This is a genomic window from Pseudomonas capsici, from assembly GCF_017165765.1.
Classification (GTDB): domain Bacteria; phylum Pseudomonadota; class Gammaproteobacteria; order Pseudomonadales; family Pseudomonadaceae; genus Aquipseudomonas; species Aquipseudomonas capsici.
This window is the reverse complement of record NZ_JAFGZD010000017.1, coordinates 23,919-39,589: the sequence shown is the minus strand read 5'-3', so window position 1 is coordinate 39,589 and position 15,671 is coordinate 23,919. Positions and strand designations below refer to the sequence as shown.

Sequence of the window (15,671 nt, the reverse complement as noted above, 5' to 3'; positions counted from 1 at the left end):
GTGAAGCCATGAGTTCTCCGACCGGCCCCAAGACAATTGATTTCGATACTGCAAAACTGCAAAGACAAGGCTCTTGCAATAGACCGGCGGCCACTCTTCCTCCTGCAGATCTGCCCACCCTCATTCAGCAACTGAACCAGCAGTTGCAGAGCAGCCTGGAAGCCGAAAGGATTCTTGGCATGTTCTTCCGCGGCATTCAACGCCTCATGCCGTTGTCCGCCCTGATCTATGAGCACTCCCGCAGCGATCTGAGCCTGCCACTGGGTGAAAGCGCCGAGCACAGCGCCCATTACACACTGCGCCACATGAACGAATGCCTGGGCAATCTGGAATTCCAGCGCACCACGGCGTTCAGCGAGCAGGAACTGGGCGAGCTTGAGTCACTGATCGTCTGCCTGCTCTATCCCATGAAAAATGCGCTGCTGTATCGCATCGCCATGCAAAGCGCCCTGCGCGACCCGCTGACCGATACCGGCAACCGGATCGCGATGGACCAGAACCTGCTGCTGGAAATCGAAGTCTCGCACCGCCAGAAGCAGCCGCTTTCATTGCTGATGCTGGATATCGATTACTTCAAGAACGTCAACGACAACTACGGCCACAAGACCGGCGACGAAGTGCTGCGCACCATTGCCCACACGCTCAAGACTCAGTTGCGCAGCGTAGACCGGATGTTCAGGTATGGCGGGGAAGAGTTCGTGGTCGTGCTTGCCAATACCGATCGCGAGTGTGCGGCCATGATCGGTGAGCGCCTGCGCCAGGCGGTGCTGGAACTGAAGTTCGAACACAATACCGTGCTCAACACCAGCATCAGCCTGGGCTGCTCGACGCTGCTGCCGGCCGAATCGGCCGACAGCCTGCTGCGCCGCGCCGACAATGCCTTGTATGTCGCAAAACGCGAAGGCCGAAACCGCCTGAAGATGGCAGGCTGAGCCACTGCCCCTTCACGAATGAAGGCATTCCCGTCTCAATCCATGAGGTCATCACTCACCTTGTGGGAGGCAGCTTGCTGGCGACTTGAATAAAGCACCTCCCACAAGTTTTGTTTGTGCCCTGACTGATCGCAGGAGCGACCTCAGTCGCGAAGAGACCCACAGCCATCGCCTGGAATTCGCCCCTGCCCGGATAAGTGATCAGGCTCCGACTGCTGCTGCCGCACGCTCCCGCGCAGGCTTGACCTTGTCCAGTTGCATACAGCTCTCGAGAAACAGATGCATGTAGTCATAGCTCTTGGTGATCGCCTGACGCAATTCGCTCTGTTGCTGCACGCTGGGGTTATTGCCGACAAGGGTGCAGATGATTTCGAGCGCTTCCCATGGGTGCTCATCATCATACTGAGCGTGCATCTTCAGCCATTTCATGGCGCGCTTGCGGGTTTCGCCGGGGAACCCCTCGGCATAGACATCGGTTGAGCAGACGACAGCCGACCACTCTCCCGTTGCGCCCTCGATGGCATAGTTGGTCGCGGCCATGGCCACGGCCAGGGAATCCGAGGAACTGGTCTGCCAGCACCAGTGACTCAAGGCATGCAATTCGGGTGCTACGCGCTGAGCGTGCAGGTCATCGACACTCACCCCATGAGCGTCACACCAGTTCACCCAATAGTCGGCATGATTGAGTTCGACGCGAATATTGCGCATCAACCAGCGACGCGCCATGTCTTCGCCAGGATGGCGACCGAAACGGGTCTTGGTCAGGTTCTTGGCCATGTAGACAGCGAACTGCTCGACCACCGGCCAGCCGCCAATCAAGTAATGACGCATGACCTGCGGGCTCAGGCGTCCATCACGCATTTTCTGATACAGCTCGTGCTCGACCACACGAGCCTTCGCGGCACTGCAATCCTTGATCAACTGTTGCGCCCATGCCGGATAACTGCTGGCTTCCATGAGCGGACCGGTTCTATTGAAAGTGTCGATCACTGTGCGGCTCCCTTTTTTGTTGGTTGTACCGAGTTGGCTTGATACCCATGTGCCTCGGCCATCACGGAGGCCGGGCGTGCAGGCTGGGTGTACAGGCTTTCACACGTCAATAACTCTGGACGAGCTATCAAGTACCCCTGTGCAAAATCCACACCTATCTCCTGCAAGGCAGACTCAATCTGCGGGGTTTCAACAAACTCGGCAATGGTTTTTTTGCCCATTACATGGCCGATGTGATTGATGACATCAACCATGGCACGGTTGATCGGATTGTCGAGCATATCCTTTACAAAACTGCCATCGATCTTCAGAAAATCCACCGGCAGATGCTTGAGGTAGGCAAAGGAGGACATCCCGGAGCAAAAGTCATCGAGGGAAAACAGACAGCCCAGCGCCTTGAGCTCATTCATGAAGCGGATGGCGCTTTCCAGATCGGCAATCGCACTGGTTTCGGTCACCTCGAAACAGATCATGCTCGGGGAAACATCGTACGTCTTGAACTGCAGTTTCAGGTAATCCAGAAAGGCCTCATCGCCAATACTGGAGCCCGACAGATTAATGGCACAGATCGCCTGGGGCATCTGATGGCGCGGATCGTTCATGCATTGTGCAATCACACGGAAGACATTCTGCACGACCCAGCGATCCAGGGTTGTCATCAAGCCATATCGCTCGGCTGCCGGTATAAAACTGTCCGGCGAAACCATTCGCCCCGTCTCGTCGCGCAGGCGCAAGAGGATTTCGACATGCCTCATCCCGTCATCGGGCTGGTGAAGCGGAGCAATTTCCTGGGTATACAGGCAGAAACGGTTCTCACCCAAGGCCATGTGCAGGCGCTGGATCCAGGCCATTTCACCCGAGCGCGTGGAAAGCGCCGAATCATCGGGATGGTAGACCTGGACCCGGTTCCGGCCCTTTTCCTTGGCCATGTAACACGCCATGTCCGCAGCTCGAAGCGAGGCCTCCAGCGTGGTCGGCGCATCGCCTATATGCACCAGACCAATGCTGATCGTGGTTACGAAAGGCCGGCCTTTCCAGACGAAATGCATGTTCTGCACCATCTTGCGCAGGCTCTCGGCAATTTCCAGAGCCATCGGCGGCGCACAATTGCATAGCAGAATACCGAACTCGTCGCCCCCTAACCGGGCAAGGGTGTCACCTTCACGAATCCCCTGAGGCAACATCCGGCACAGATGTCGAAGCAGCTCATCGCCTGCTGCGTGGCCATTGGTGTCATTGATCAGCTTGAACTGATCCAGATCCAGAAACATCAGGCAGTGGTTATCGTTCGAGGATTCGGAGTCAGCAAGCAACCGCTCCAGGCGATATTCGAATTCGCTGCGGTTGACCAGCCCGGTCAGTGCATCGTGGGCAGCCTGCCAGGAAAGATTGGCCAAGTGCTGGCTTTCCCGAGTCATGTCATGCAACACCAGTACCGCACCACTGACAGCGCCGTCACTGTAGATAGGCGAACCGACCAGATTGACCATCACCGTGCTGCCATCGAGCCGCTGAATGAGCTTGCAGTGCACGCTGCCGCCCTTGAACTGGCCACTGAGGATATGCTCCATCAGCGTCAGGCTGTCCTTGTGATCGTTTTCGTCCAGCAGATTGAACAGCGCAGCCAGCGGCAAGCCGATGGCCTGACTGTTACGCCAATGAGTCAGGCCTTCCGCCGCAGCGTTCATGTAAACGATCGCACCACTGACATCCGTGGTAATGACCCCGTCGCCGATGGACTCCAGCGTGATCTGCGCCCGGTCCTTCTCCAGTTGCAACGCATGGGCAAAGACATGCCGCTGTTCGAGCAGCTTGCGCGTACGTAACAAGGCCAGAAGGATCAGCACCAGAGCTGTAAGCGGATTGATGATCAGCAGCAGCCACAGGATGAATCTCGAAGCCTCTCCCAGCGCATCGCTGAAAGCCTTGGCAACGGGGGTTACCGCGTCATTGATGGCATTGATCCGAGCGTGCCATTGCAAGGCTTCATCCGGGCTAACCGCCCCTTCGGCGATCCGGCTGCGAATCGTGCGAGCCAGATCATCGAGCCGGGCCAGATAATCATCGCCCATGTTCCACCAGTAGATGGCCTTTTCCATGTAACTGAAGTCATGGAAGTTGCGGTACAACCAGATGATGCCGCCGACATCATCCGGATGGTTACCGCCTTGAAGAAAGGCCTCTCTGGCATCTGCCAACGAGGGATCTGGCTGATTCAGCACCTGGCGCAGGGCATGCCCCCCCTGAGGAATGGCAATGGCCTGCTGGTACCTGGCAAAGTCGCGCTCATCATGACTGTCGACATACAGTCCCAGGTAATGAATGGCGTCCTTCTGGCCCTTGGACCAGAGGCTCTCGCCCACGACATAACTGCGCACGGCAGACAAGGTATACAGGCTCACACATCCGAGCAGCGCCTGAAAAAGCGCGACGGCAACAAAAGGCCACACAATGCCCAGGAGACGAGGCTTAGAGAGAGACCGCGGCTGCTTCATGGGTTCACTTCACCACATGACTGATTGAACGTCCTGCTCAGAGACTAGGCCAAATCCAACAAGAGAGACGAGGGATTTTCTCGGTTTTTATACAAGCTGCAACATCGCGCACAAAGCTGGGGGGATGTGTCGGCCCTGCAATCAGACCTGTTGCAGATGTCCGTACAGCTTGGCGTAAAGCCCGCCCTCGGCGATCAGTTGCTGATGATCCCCGTCCTCGGCGATACGTCCGCCATCGAATACCAGGACCCGGTCGGCCTGTTTTACCGCAGACAGGCGGTGAGCGATGATCAGGGTGGTGCGACTGCGCAGAAAGAGCGCCAGTGCCTGATGCAGATTGTATTCGGTGGCCGCATCCAGCGCCGAAGTCGCCTCGTCCAGAATGACGACTTTAGGGTCGGACAAGACCATGCGCGCAATCGCCAGACGCTGACGCTGCCCGCCGGACAACCGCACCCCGGAACGTCCGACAATGCTGTCCAGGCCCTCGGGCAACGCACGAATGGTCGACTCAAGCTGAGCAACCTCCAGCGCCGCCCAGCAAGCCTCATCCGTACAGTCTCGACCCATGGTCAGGTTGGCGCGTATGGAATCGTTGAACAGCGCCGGGTGTTGCAGCACCACCGCCACGTTTTCCCGCACCCGCTCCAGACCGATCTCCTGCAGGGTAGAACCGCCAAAACGGACAGTGCCGGTCTGCGCGCTGTAAAGCCCCAGCAGCAGTTGCACAAGAGTGCTTTTACCACCGCCACTGGCACCGACAATTGCCACCTTCTCACCGGGCGCAATCGACAGGTTCAACTGGTCCAGTACCAGGTCTTCGCCATAGCCGAAGCTCAGACCACGCACCTCGATACCAACGGTTTCCCGCCCCTTGAACGGATCGACAACACCCGGGTATTGCGGCTCGTCTTCACGGGCCAGCAGTTCGTTGATCCGGGTCAACGCCCCACCCGCCGCGTAATAGGCGTATTGCAGGTTCAGCAGTTGCTCGACCGGCGTGATCATGAACCACAGGTAACTGAATACCGCGAGCATCTGGCCAATGGAGAGATCCGAGAACAGTACCGTCAACATCGCGGCAGCCCGGAAAATATCGATACCGAACTGGAACAGCAGGCCACTGGCCCGGCCCGAGGCATCGCTTTTCCACTGTGAATTCACGGCGTAATCGCGCACTTCCCTGGCACGCTGGCCAAGGCGGCCCAGGAAAAAGCCCTGCCGATTGCCGGCCCGTACTTCCTGAATGGCATCCAGGGTTTCGCTCAAGGCCTGGGTAAAGCGCGAAGTACTGTCGTTCTCGAGTTTTTTCAGGTGTTTGACGCGCTTGCCCAGACGCACCGTGGCAAAGATCACCAGCGGATTGAACAGCATGATCAGCAGCGCCAGCTTCCAGTGCATCCACATCAGAATGCCAGCCGTGCCTGCCAGGGTCAGGGCTGCAACCAGAAAACGGCTGAGGGTTTCACCGACGAACTTGTCCAGCGTGTCCAGATCGGTGACCAGATGCGTGGTCACCATGCCGCTGCCCAGGCTTTCATACTCGCGCAGGGATATGCGCTGAAGGCGCTCGATCAGGCGCAGACGGATGCGGTAGACAATGTCCTTGGCCAGACGCGCGAACAAACGCGCCTGCAGGACATTGAACAGCAAGGCCCCCAGACGCAGGACCAGAGTCAACACCAGCATCAGGCCGATATAGCCCACCGCCTTCTGCAGACTTTCGGGCAAGGCATGATCCATGATCCGCAGCGCCGCGTCGCCACGCCCCAGCAGCACTTCGTCCACCAGCAATGGCAGGAGCAAGGGAATCGGCACACTGCACAGCGTCGCCAGCACCGCCACGCCATTGGCGATCCAGAGGGCTTTCTTATGACGTAACGCCAGCCGCCGGATCTCGGCCCAGCTCAGTCGGTCGCCGGGTTGCTTGAGAGAAGACTCTTCATGCACTGGCGGCACGCTCCAGCCATCGCCCGAGCAATGGTGCCAGTTCGTTCAGGGGTTGATAGCCATTGGTCAGCAATGCCAGTTGCCCGTTATGCTCGGCAAGCAGGGTCGGAAAACCGGCAATGCCAAGCCCCTGCACCCAGGCAAAGTCGGCCGCCGTGGCCGCTCGCTGTTCGGCGCTGTCGAAAGCGTCGGCGAATGCCTGACGGGGCAGACCTGCCTGCTCGGCCAGCTCAACCAGCAACGGGGCATGAGTGACATCGCGCCCTTGAGTGTAGAACGCCTGCTGAATCAGTCCGACCAGCGTCCACGCCCCTTGCGGATCAAGATGACGGGCAGCGGTCACGGCCCGGCAGGCGGGCGTGGTGTCATAGACGAAACCGTCCGGCAAGGCACCCTCGAAACGAAATGGCTGCCCGGTGGCTTTCTCCACCGCTTCCCAGTGCTCCAGGATATAGCGCCGCGTGGAGGCATCCAGCGCCGTGGTGCCGGAACGCAAGCCACCCATGACCAGATGCAGCGGCACGCCGCCCGCCTGTGCCTGTTCTACCAGTGCCTCGGCCACCGGAGCGAACCCCCAGCACCAGGAACACATCGGGTCCATTACATAGATCAGGCGGGAGGACATGGCTCAGGCCTCGGATTGCTGACGGTAGTTATAACCGATCGGATGTGGCTGATTACGGGCTTTTGCCAGCTCGATCTGCTTCTGCCGGTCAATGGCGCTGCGGCGAGTCTTTTCGCTCAGGCTGTCCCAGCAATGCGGGCAACTGACACCCGGCGAATAATGCTCGCTGGCGCGATCTTCGGCACTGATCGGCGTGCGGCAGGCATGACATTGATCGTAGTCGCCTTCGCTCAGGTCGTGACGCACCGTGACACGGTTATCGAACACGAAACACTCGCCACTCCACTTGCTTTCTTCCTGCGGGACTTCTTCGAGGTATTTGAGAATACCGCCCTTGAGGTGATAGACCTCCTCGAAACCCTCACCCAGCATGTAGCTCGACGCCTTTTCACAACGGATGCCGCCCGTACAGAACATGGCGACCTTCTTGTGCACGGCCGGGTCGAAGTGTTCCCTGATGTACTCGGGAAACTCGCGAAAGCTGGTGGTCTTGGGGTCGATGGCACCCTCGAAGGTGCCGATGGACACTTCGTAGTCGTTGCGAGTATCGATCAGCAGGACTTCAGGATCGGTGATCAGCGCGTTCCAGTCCTTGGGCTCGACATAGGTGCCGACGGCCTTGTTGGGGTCCACACCTTCGACGCCCAGGGTCACGATCTCTTTCTTGAGCTTGACCTTGGTGCGATAGAACGGCTGCTCGTCGCAGAACGATTCCTTGTGATCGATATCGACCATGCGCGGGTCGTTTTTCAGCCAGGCCAGCAGACCATCGATGCCTTCACGGCTACCGGAAACCGTACCGTTGATGCCTTCCTCGGCGATGAGCAGAGTGCCTTTGATGCCATTGGCAATCATGGCCTGCAACAGGGGTTCACGCAGTTCGACGTAATCGCTGAGGGTCACGAATTTGTATAGCGCAGCTACGACGATCGGCTGAGTCATCGGCTCTTGGGTCATGTATCACTCCAGGTGGTGACCCTCGCAAAGGGCCTACCGGGCAAGAAAAATCAGAACGAAAAACGCACCGGCCTTGCGGCGCGGTGCGGATTCTAGCAAAACAGACGTTGTCAGGATATTGCTCAGGACCGGACCGGGATACTCAGGTCAGTGGCCACCGGCACAGGTCGGCGAAGCGGGCGCTGCTCCGACCTTTGTCCACTCCTCGGGCGTATAGGTGTTCAACGCCAGGGCATGGAACTCTCCCATCAGGCTACCCAGCGTGGCGTAGACTTTCTGATGCCGCTTGACCGAGTTAAGACCCGCAAACTGGTCGCTGACCAGCACGGCCTTGTAGTGAGTCTGCTGGCCACGGCTGTGCATGTGGCTCTCGTCGAGTACCTGCAGGTGCTGTGGCTCAAGCAGCGCAAGCGCTGACTCGATTCGTTGTTGCATGCTCATGACGGGATTCGCCTGTCAGGGTTTCTTGGTAGCAGCAGGAGTTGCAGCCTTGGCAGGCTCCAGCTCGGCAGTCATGTCGGCGAGCAGCTTGTTGACCACCGGCACGGCGCTTTCCAGCTTGCTCTGGGTCAGTTGCGCCGACTGCTGAGCCAGCTCAGGCATCTTGGACATGACTTTCTTGCCCAGTGGCGACTGATAGAACACGACCAGATCCTTCAACTCGCTTTCGGTGAAGTTGGCGGTATAGAGCTTGACCATGTCCGGCTTGAGCTTGTTCCAGCCGATGGCCTGATCGACAGCGGCGTTGGCCTTGGCCTGATAGGTTTCCAGCAAGGCCTTTTTCGACGCAGGCGCCTTGGTTTCAGCAAAACGCTGGGCAAACATCTGCTGGACCTGCGCGTAGACCGGAGCACCCAGCTTGTCAGCGTTGGCAAGCTTGAGGAAGGTTTCGGCACTGGCGTTGTGGCTGGCGGTGTCGGCGAGAACCTGACCGCTGGCGCAAACCAGGGCTACCGCAGTACAGATGGCACGAAGACGGGTCATCGAATTTCCTTAATCTGACAAACGAGGCATGACCTCAAGGCCGACCATTCTGCGCTTATGTTCGCTTTTGGCTCAACCCCCGCTTAACTCAGTGGTTGAAAACCAGCCAACACAAACCCTGTGGGAACCCAGAGGGACTATAGGCACCTAACCCTTACGCACCTTGAAGGAGTAAGACCAGTGAGCCGTACAGAAACTGACAGCATTGGCCCGATAGAAGTCCCTGAAGACGCTTACTGGGGTGCACAGACCCAACGGTCGCTGATCAACTTCGCGATCGGCGATCAGGCCATGCCGCTTGCCGTGCTGCATGCCCTGACCCTGATCAAGAAAGCCGCCGCGCGGGTCAATGACCGCAATGGCGACCTGCCCGCCGATATCGCCCGGCTCATCGAGCAGGCCGCCAACGAAGTGCTCGACGGCAAGCATGACGACCAGTTCCCGCTGGTGGTCTGGCAGACCGGCAGCGGTACGCAAAGCAACATGAACGTCAACGAGGTGATTGCCGGTCGCGCCAACGAACTGGCTGGCCAGGGTCGCGGCGGCAAGAGCCCGGTGCACCCCAACGATCACGTCAACCGTTCGCAGAGTTCAAATGACTGCTTCCCGACAGCCATGCACATCGCGGCGGCACAAGCGGTCAAGGAACAACTGCTGCCCGCCATCGCCGAGCTGTCCAATGGCCTTGCCGAGCAGTCGGCACGGCATATCAGACTGGTGAAAACCGGCCGCACGCACATGATGGATGCCACACCGATCACCTTCGGCCAGGAGCTGTCGGGCTTCGTGGCGCAACTGGATTATGCCCAGAAAGCCATTCGCGCCACCCTGCCTGCGGTCTTCGAACTGGCTCAGGGCGGCACCGCCGTGGGCACCGGGCTAAATGCGCCCAAGGGATTTGCCGAAGCCGTGGCCGCGGAACTGGCGGCGCTGTCCGGACTGCCGTTCGTCACCGCGCCCAATAAATTTGCCGCATTGGCGGGCCATGAGCCGCTGACCGCTTTGTCGGGCGCCTTGAAGACCCTGGCCGTGGCCTTGATGAAGATCGCCAACGACCTGCGCCTGCTGGGCTCCGGTCCTCGAGCAGGCCTTGCAGAAGTACGACTGCCGGCCAACGAGCCGGGCAGTTCGATCATGCCCGGCAAGGTCAACCCGACCCAGTGCGAAGCGCTGTCGATGCTGGCCTGTCAGGTGCTGGGCAACGATGTGACCATCGGCTTTGCCGCCAGTCAGGGACACCTGCAACTGAACGTGTACAAGCCGGTGATCATCCATAACCTGCTGCAATCGATCCGGCTGCTGGCCGACGGGTGCCGCAACTTCAACGAGCATTGCATCGCCGGCCTGGAACCCGATGCTGCAAAAATGGCCGAACATCTGGAGCGAGGCCTGATGCTGGTCACCGCTCTCAACCCCCATATCGGTTACGACAAATCGGCGCAGATCGCCAAGAAAGCCTATAGCGAAGGGCTGACCCTGCGGGAAGCCGCCCTTGCTCTGGGCTACCTCACCGACGAGCAGTTCGACGCCTGGGTCCGACCGGAAAAAATGCTGGAGGCGGGTAGCAATGGCTGACCCCAAAAGTGGCGCAACACCTCTGGAAGGCAGTGGAAAACGTATCCTGATGATTTACGGCACACCGAAGACCGTCAGTTTCTGCCATGCCTTGGGTGATGCCTACTCGCAGGGCGCACGCAGCAAAGGTCATGTGGTGAGGATGCTCAAGCTCAGTGAGCTGGACTTCGATCCGATCCTGCATAACGGCTACGAGCAGAGTCAGAATCTGGAACATGACCTGCTCGAAGCCCAGCGCCAGATCCACTGGGCCGAGCACCTGGTATTCGTCTATCCGGTTTCCTGGGGCGGGCTGCCGGCCTTGCTGAGCGGTTTCTTCGACCGGGTGTTCATGCCCGGTTTCGCTTTCAGGGCCCATGGCCGCCGACACCCGTCCAACGAATTGCTCAAGGGCAAGACCGCAGAGCTGCTGTCGACCCTGGACACCCCGCCCCGCTACTTCCGCTGGATCTACGGAGCACCGGCGCATCGCCAGATGATTCGCACGATCCTGGCCTTCTGCGGAATCAGGACCAAACGCCTGACCGAATTCGCCCCGATCCGCACCTCAAGCGAAGAACAGCGCCAGCAATGGCTTCGGCAGGCAGAAGAACTGGGTAAATAGCCGCAGGCGCTATACCGCCAGCCGCTGCTTTCTGGCCTTCCAGCCAGCGATCATCGACGGCCCCAGAGCCGTCAGCGCCGAACCCAGCACCACCAGCACTGCGCCACCATACCCCAGCGTATTGATTTCTTCGGCCTGCACGTAGTCGGGCCACAACCAGGCGGCCACCGCCACCGCAGCCAGGGTCACCAGTGGGGTCAGGGCCAGGGTTGCACTGACACGCGAAGCTTCCCAATGAGCCAGAGCCTCGGCAAAGGCGCCATACGCCACCAGCGTGTTCAGGCAACAGGCCAGCAGTAACCAGCCCTGCAACGGACTCAACTGCAAAGCCTCCATCGGATGCGCCCAGGGTGTAATCAGCAGCGCGCAGAACAGGTAGATCACCATCATGACCTGCAACGAATTCCACACCGTCAGCAATTGCTTCTGGCTCAGTCCGTAAAAGGTCCAGACCACAGCCGCCAGAAAGACGATCAGCACCCCGGCGGTGTAATCGCTCAGCGAGGTGAACAGTTCCACCAGACGCTCATTGAAAAACAGGCCAAAACCGATCAGCAGCACGAACAGACCAATGCCCTGCCCAAGCGTGAATCGCTCCTTGAACAGTACGATACTGCCGAGCAACAACAGGATGGGACCGGTCTGGATCATCAGTTGCGTGGTGCCCGGGCTCAACAGGCGCAATCCCACCAGATACAGCACATAGTTGCCGACCAGACCAAACACTGCCAGCGCCACCAGAATCCTGCCCTTGCCTCCCAGCACCTTGAGGCTCGGCAAGCGCTTGACCGATGCCAGCCATATGAAGAGCAGGACCCCGGAGACCAGCAGACGGAACCAGGTCACGGTCACCGGATCCATCGCCTGCAGCACCTGCTTGAGTTTGACGGGCAGGATGCCCCAGAGAAAAGCAGTCAACAGGGCAAGACAGAGGCCATACACCCAGCGGCCAGAAGAAATGTGCATCGGTCATTCCAGATCAGACAAGGCAGAGTTGTCAGTCTAGGCACAGATTGTCGTGACTCACAGATACAGCTAGGCACGCATAACGCTCGCAATTGTTTTTCAGAGGGAATTGCGCCTTGACTGATCAGGTGTCAGTGGTCTGCATGATTACGCTTATACGTCTCATGGCCCATTGCTGCGATCTGCCCCTCAATCAAGGCATCGAAAGGCCGTAAAAGCTCGGAAAAATCAGCTTCTGGCTCCAGGGTCTGCAAGGCATGAGTCACCGCCTCAAGGGTCGACAAGGCATCGGGCCCTGGCGCCTTGCGCAGGCGATAGCGTGAAACCGGAACCGAACCCAGCGTCACTCTGGGCAAGGCAGCCAGCAGCGGATTGAGATGCAGCAGTTTTCGCGCCTTGCGCCAGGTGCCATCGGGAACCACCAGCAGCATGGGCTGATCCTGCCCGGCATAAGGTGCCAGTACTTGCGCATCTTCGCCCGGGAACAGCAGACACGCCCGATAACCGGGCTGATTCAGCAGTGTTTCAAGCCCTTCGAACACCTCGCCCACTACCAGTTGCGCATTCACCAGCCCGAGAGCAGCCAGGCGTGCGGTATTCAAGGCATGGCTGACTTCACTGGGATGCTGCAGCAGCAAAACGCGAGTGCGGCTGTCCAGTTGCGGGATCAGGGCGCAGAGACAATGATTGCCGGGACGCAGGCAGCGCTCGCAACGAGCACGGGACATGATTTTCTCTTCGACGGCAAACAGGGAGCGCAGTCTAGCCGATCACCGAAGCGGCCTGAACCTGCCATCGGGCACCCGTCGCCCTTCACGGACCCTCAACAAACTTCAGCTAGCCTGAAATCGAGGGCTGGTTTATTCGAAGTTCCCCCAATCCTGAACTGTCTAGAATCCGGGGCTTCCATGAATCGCGAGGACATCAACCAGAGGGTGCTCGACGTTCTTGGCGTCATTCTGGTGGACAAATCCGCGCTGCGTGACGATGTCACTTTCAAGGATCTGGTGCTGGATGAGGAAGATATCAACGAGCTTTTCGGACGCCTGGGAGAAGAGTTCGGCTTCGAGTTCCCGGCGTTCATCAGAGAACGCGCCATCCACAAACCCGAGCATCTGTCGCTGCCCATGGTGGTGGATCTGATCGTATTGATGCAGCAGACATGACGGCAGAAAAAGCTGATGACGGGACACGGCCTTGCGTCCCGCTCAAATATGAAATGCCAATACAGGTGACCGATGGCGGTCAACCAGGGCTTACCGACGTGGGCGGCGACGCTCGTCCTCGGCGCGCACAGGCACAGGTTGCAGTTTGGGACGTTCGATCAAACCCAGTGCAACACCCAGATCATGGAGCCATTCTTGCAATTTGCTGTTCATAAAGCCCCCTCGAGGGAAAACCAGGCAACCGGCAATGCGCCTGTTGCTAATACTGATCATAGAAGCAAGTTTTCATTCTAGCCGGACAACTCGGAAACATTTTTCCCGATAGCAGCAATGTGACACCTCTGCGCCTTTCCTTCTAGTCTTTGCGACAGACGGTTTTACACGGCTAAAACGCCTGTCACTCCGGCAAACGCAAGACGCCATCCTCGTCAGTCATGGCGCGCTCAAGCAGGTCAGGCGGCAGATTTTTACTGGCCCTCGCCCCCAACAGTTTGAGCTGCTCGCTACGGCTGACCAGATTACCGCGACCCTCCGTCAATTTGTTACGGGCAGCGGAATAAGCTTTATCCAGTTGTTGCAAGCGGCTGCCGACTTCGTCCAGATCCTGAATGAACAGCACGAACTTGTCGTAGAGCCACCCTGCCCGCTCCGCGATTTCCCGGGCGTTCTGGCTCTGGCGCTCCTGCTTCCACAGGCTGTCGATGACCCGCAAGGTGGCAAGCAGTGTCGTCGGGCTGACAATCACGATATTGCGGTCGAACGCTTCCTGAAACAGAGTGGGCTCAGCCTGCAAGGCCGCCGAAAACGCCGCTTCGATAGGCACGAACAGCAACACGAAATCCAGGCTGTGCAACCCCTCAAGACGCTTGTAATCCTTGCTGGACAAACCTTTGACATGATTTCGCAAGGACAGTACATGTTGCTTCAAGGCCGCCTGACCGATCACTTCATCGGCCGCCGATACATATTGCTGGTAGGCCGTCAGGCTGACCTTGGCGTCCACCACCACCTGTTTGTCTCCCGGCAGCATGATCAGCACATCCGGCTGGAAGCGCTCGCCATCAGGCCCCTTGAGACTGACCTGGGTCTGGTATTCGCGGCCTTTCTCAAGCCCGGCATGCTCCAGCACTCGCTCCAGAATCAGCTCGCCCCAGTTGCCCTGGGTTTTCTGGCCCTTGAGTGCGCGAGTCAGGTTGGTCGCCTCGTCGCTCAGACGCAGGTTCAACTGCTGCAGGCGCTCCAGTTCCTTGCCCAGGGAAAACCGCTCGCGGGCTTCGTTCTGGTAGCTTTCCTCCACCCGTTTCTCGAATGACTGGATGCGCTCCTTCAGCGGATTGAGCAATTGTCCGAGCTGTTGCTGACTGGTTTCAGCGAAGCGTTGCTCACGCTCATCGAAAATCTTGCCTGCCAGTTCGGCAAACTGGGCGCGCAGTTCATCACGTGAACCCTGAAGATCGTTCAGGCGCTGCTGATGGCTTTCCTGCTGCTCGCGCAACTCGGCATTCAAGGCCGCGCATTGCGCATCCAGACGGCGCAACTCGGTTTCCTTGCTCGCCCGCTCGAGGTTCCAGCCATGGGCGGCATCACGGCCGTTATCGCATTCCAGACGCAGCAGCTCGACTTCGCGGCGCATGACGGCCAGATCGGCCTGACGGGCAGCATTGGCCTGGCTCAGGTCGCTGATTTCGTCGCGGCTGGCGTCCAGTTGAGCATTGAGGCCGTCCTGGGCCATCTGCGCTATGCTCAGGCGCTCGTCGAGCAATGCCGTATCGGCCTGCTGACGCGCCAGACGTCGCTGCATCTGCCAGACCCAGGCCAACAAAGGCAGAGCCGCCGCACCAAGCCCCAGCAACAGGCTGTTCAGGTCCACAACCATAACGACTCCCTACATGCCGGATCATTGTCTTCGGCATTGTGAACGAAAGAAGATTCAGGAACGTCTCCGGGACAGAGACCACGGCTCAAGGCAGGCATGATAGGCATTGCGGGGAAAATCGGGGGGACATAACTCTACTCTCTTTTTGTGCAAGGTAAACCCTGCATATAACCGCCTGATGTAACGGGACAATCCACAGAAGCTGTGGATAACTCAGTGGACAACCCCCCTTTAACTCCCGCAAACCCATACGGAACGGGGGCTGCGCTCAAACTGACGATTTTTTCACCAGTAAAAAAAAGCGATGTTTTTCATTGACTTAATAATTCACCACAGTAAATCAAACTCTTAGGGCCGTATGTGACAGTGATGTGGCAGCTTGTGCCCCTAATGTGCACAAGTGGATTTTGCGTCCCCCGGACAATCCACCGGACAAGAAAAAATATTTGTAAAAAACCCTTTCATTTTTCTGGATATTGCATTAGTGTTTCCGCCGTTAGTACCAAGCTGAAAATCAATTCCGGTCGATAAGTCCCCCGACAAGCGCCAAT

Annotated in this window: 15 protein-coding genes; 4 read left to right on the top strand and 11 right to left on the bottom strand. The window is 58.4% G+C overall.

The window, feature by feature from the left end:
- The first annotated feature begins 8 nt into the window (after nucleotides 1-8).
- The gene (locus JSY17_RS19580) at nucleotides 9-932 is read left to right on the top strand and encodes a GGDEF domain-containing protein (RefSeq protein WP_117181117.1); all 924 of its coding nucleotides are present in this window, start codon (nucleotides 9-11) and stop codon (nucleotides 930-932) included.
- 201 nt (nucleotides 933-1,133) lie between these two features.
- On the opposite strand, the gene JSY17_RS19575 is transcribed toward JSY17_RS19580, so the two are convergent.
- The 7 genes from JSY17_RS19575 to JSY17_RS19545 form a co-directional block, all read right to left on the bottom strand.
- Entirely contained in the window at nucleotides 1,134-1,922 is a 789-nt protein-coding gene (locus tag JSY17_RS19575) for a TenA family transcriptional regulator (protein WP_206403010.1), read from the bottom strand.
- Complete coding sequence (locus tag JSY17_RS19570; RefSeq protein WP_206403012.1) at nucleotides 1,919-4,417, bottom strand: EAL domain-containing protein; 2,499 nt, start codon at nucleotides 4,415-4,417, stop codon at nucleotides 1,919-1,921. The genes JSY17_RS19575 and JSY17_RS19570 overlap by 4 nt, the downstream gene beginning before the upstream one ends.
- Nucleotides 4,418-4,558: 141 nt before the next feature.
- Nucleotides 4,559-6,367, bottom strand: coding sequence for an ABC transporter ATP-binding protein (locus tag JSY17_RS19565; protein ID WP_117185151.1), 1,809 nt, complete (start codon nucleotides 6,365-6,367; stop codon nucleotides 4,559-4,561).
- A complete protein-coding gene (locus JSY17_RS19560) occupies nucleotides 6,360-6,992 on the bottom strand; it encodes a DsbA family protein (RefSeq protein WP_117181114.1) in 633 nt (210 codons plus the stop codon). The genes JSY17_RS19565 and JSY17_RS19560 overlap by 8 nt, the downstream gene beginning before the upstream one ends.
- Nucleotides 6,993-6,995: 3 nt before the next feature.
- On the bottom strand, nucleotides 6,996-7,934 hold the full coding sequence (gene trhO / locus JSY17_RS19555; protein ID WP_162880409.1) for an oxygen-dependent tRNA uridine(34) hydroxylase TrhO: 939 nt from the start codon (nucleotides 7,932-7,934) through the stop codon (nucleotides 6,996-6,998).
- Between the two features lie 162 nt (nucleotides 7,935-8,096).
- Complete coding sequence (locus JSY17_RS19550) at nucleotides 8,097-8,390, bottom strand: BolA family protein (RefSeq protein ID WP_206403014.1); 294 nt, start codon at nucleotides 8,388-8,390, stop codon at nucleotides 8,097-8,099.
- A gap of 15 nt (nucleotides 8,391-8,405) precedes the next feature.
- Nucleotides 8,406-8,933 (bottom strand): DUF2059 domain-containing protein, encoded by a 528-nt coding sequence (locus tag JSY17_RS19545; RefSeq protein WP_117181113.1) that lies wholly within the window; start codon nucleotides 8,931-8,933, stop codon nucleotides 8,406-8,408.
- A gap of 180 nt (nucleotides 8,934-9,113) precedes the next feature.
- Here JSY17_RS19545 and JSY17_RS19540 point away from each other — a divergent pair, with 180 nt between their 5' ends.
- Both JSY17_RS19540 and JSY17_RS19535 read left to right on the top strand, forming a co-directional pair.
- Nucleotides 9,114-10,508 (top strand): class II fumarate hydratase, encoded by a 1,395-nt coding sequence (locus JSY17_RS19540; RefSeq protein ID WP_206403016.1) that lies wholly within the window; start codon nucleotides 9,114-9,116, stop codon nucleotides 10,506-10,508.
- Nucleotides 10,501-11,112 carry an NAD(P)H-dependent oxidoreductase gene (locus JSY17_RS19535; RefSeq protein ID WP_117185148.1) on the top strand — a complete coding sequence of 204 codons (612 nt, stop codon included), beginning with the start codon at nucleotides 10,501-10,503 and terminating at the stop codon, nucleotides 11,110-11,112. Before JSY17_RS19540 ends, JSY17_RS19535 begins: the two co-directional genes overlap by 8 nt.
- 9 nt (nucleotides 11,113-11,121) lie before the next feature.
- Here the strand turns inward: JSY17_RS19535 and JSY17_RS19530 are convergent, their stop codons facing one another.
- Nucleotides 11,122-12,078, bottom strand: coding sequence for a DMT family transporter (locus JSY17_RS19530; RefSeq protein ID WP_206403018.1), 957 nt, complete (start codon nucleotides 12,076-12,078; stop codon nucleotides 11,122-11,124).
- A gap of 131 nt (nucleotides 12,079-12,209) precedes the next feature.
- Nucleotides 12,210-12,806, bottom strand: coding sequence for a tRNA-uridine aminocarboxypropyltransferase (locus tag JSY17_RS19525; protein ID WP_206403019.1), 597 nt, complete (start codon nucleotides 12,804-12,806; stop codon nucleotides 12,210-12,212).
- 180 nt (nucleotides 12,807-12,986) lie between these two features.
- On the opposite strand from JSY17_RS19525, the gene JSY17_RS19520 reads away from it, so the two are divergent.
- Nucleotides 12,987-13,244 carry a hypothetical protein gene (locus JSY17_RS19520; protein WP_117181108.1) on the top strand — a complete coding sequence of 86 codons (258 nt, stop codon included), beginning with the start codon at nucleotides 12,987-12,989 and terminating at the stop codon, nucleotides 13,242-13,244.
- A 90-nt stretch (nucleotides 13,245-13,334) separates the two neighbouring features.
- Here JSY17_RS19520 and JSY17_RS25880 read toward each other — a convergent pair whose 3' ends face one another.
- A complete protein-coding gene (locus JSY17_RS25880) occupies nucleotides 13,335-13,457 on the bottom strand; it encodes a PA1414 family protein (protein ID WP_117164006.1) in 123 nt (40 codons plus the stop codon).
- Nucleotides 13,458-13,641: 184 nt separating this feature from the next.
- A complete protein-coding gene (rmuC, locus tag JSY17_RS19515) occupies nucleotides 13,642-15,006 on the bottom strand; it encodes a DNA recombination protein RmuC (RefSeq protein ID WP_206403033.1) in 1,365 nt (454 codons plus the stop codon).
- Nucleotides 15,007-15,671 lie beyond the last annotated feature (665 nt).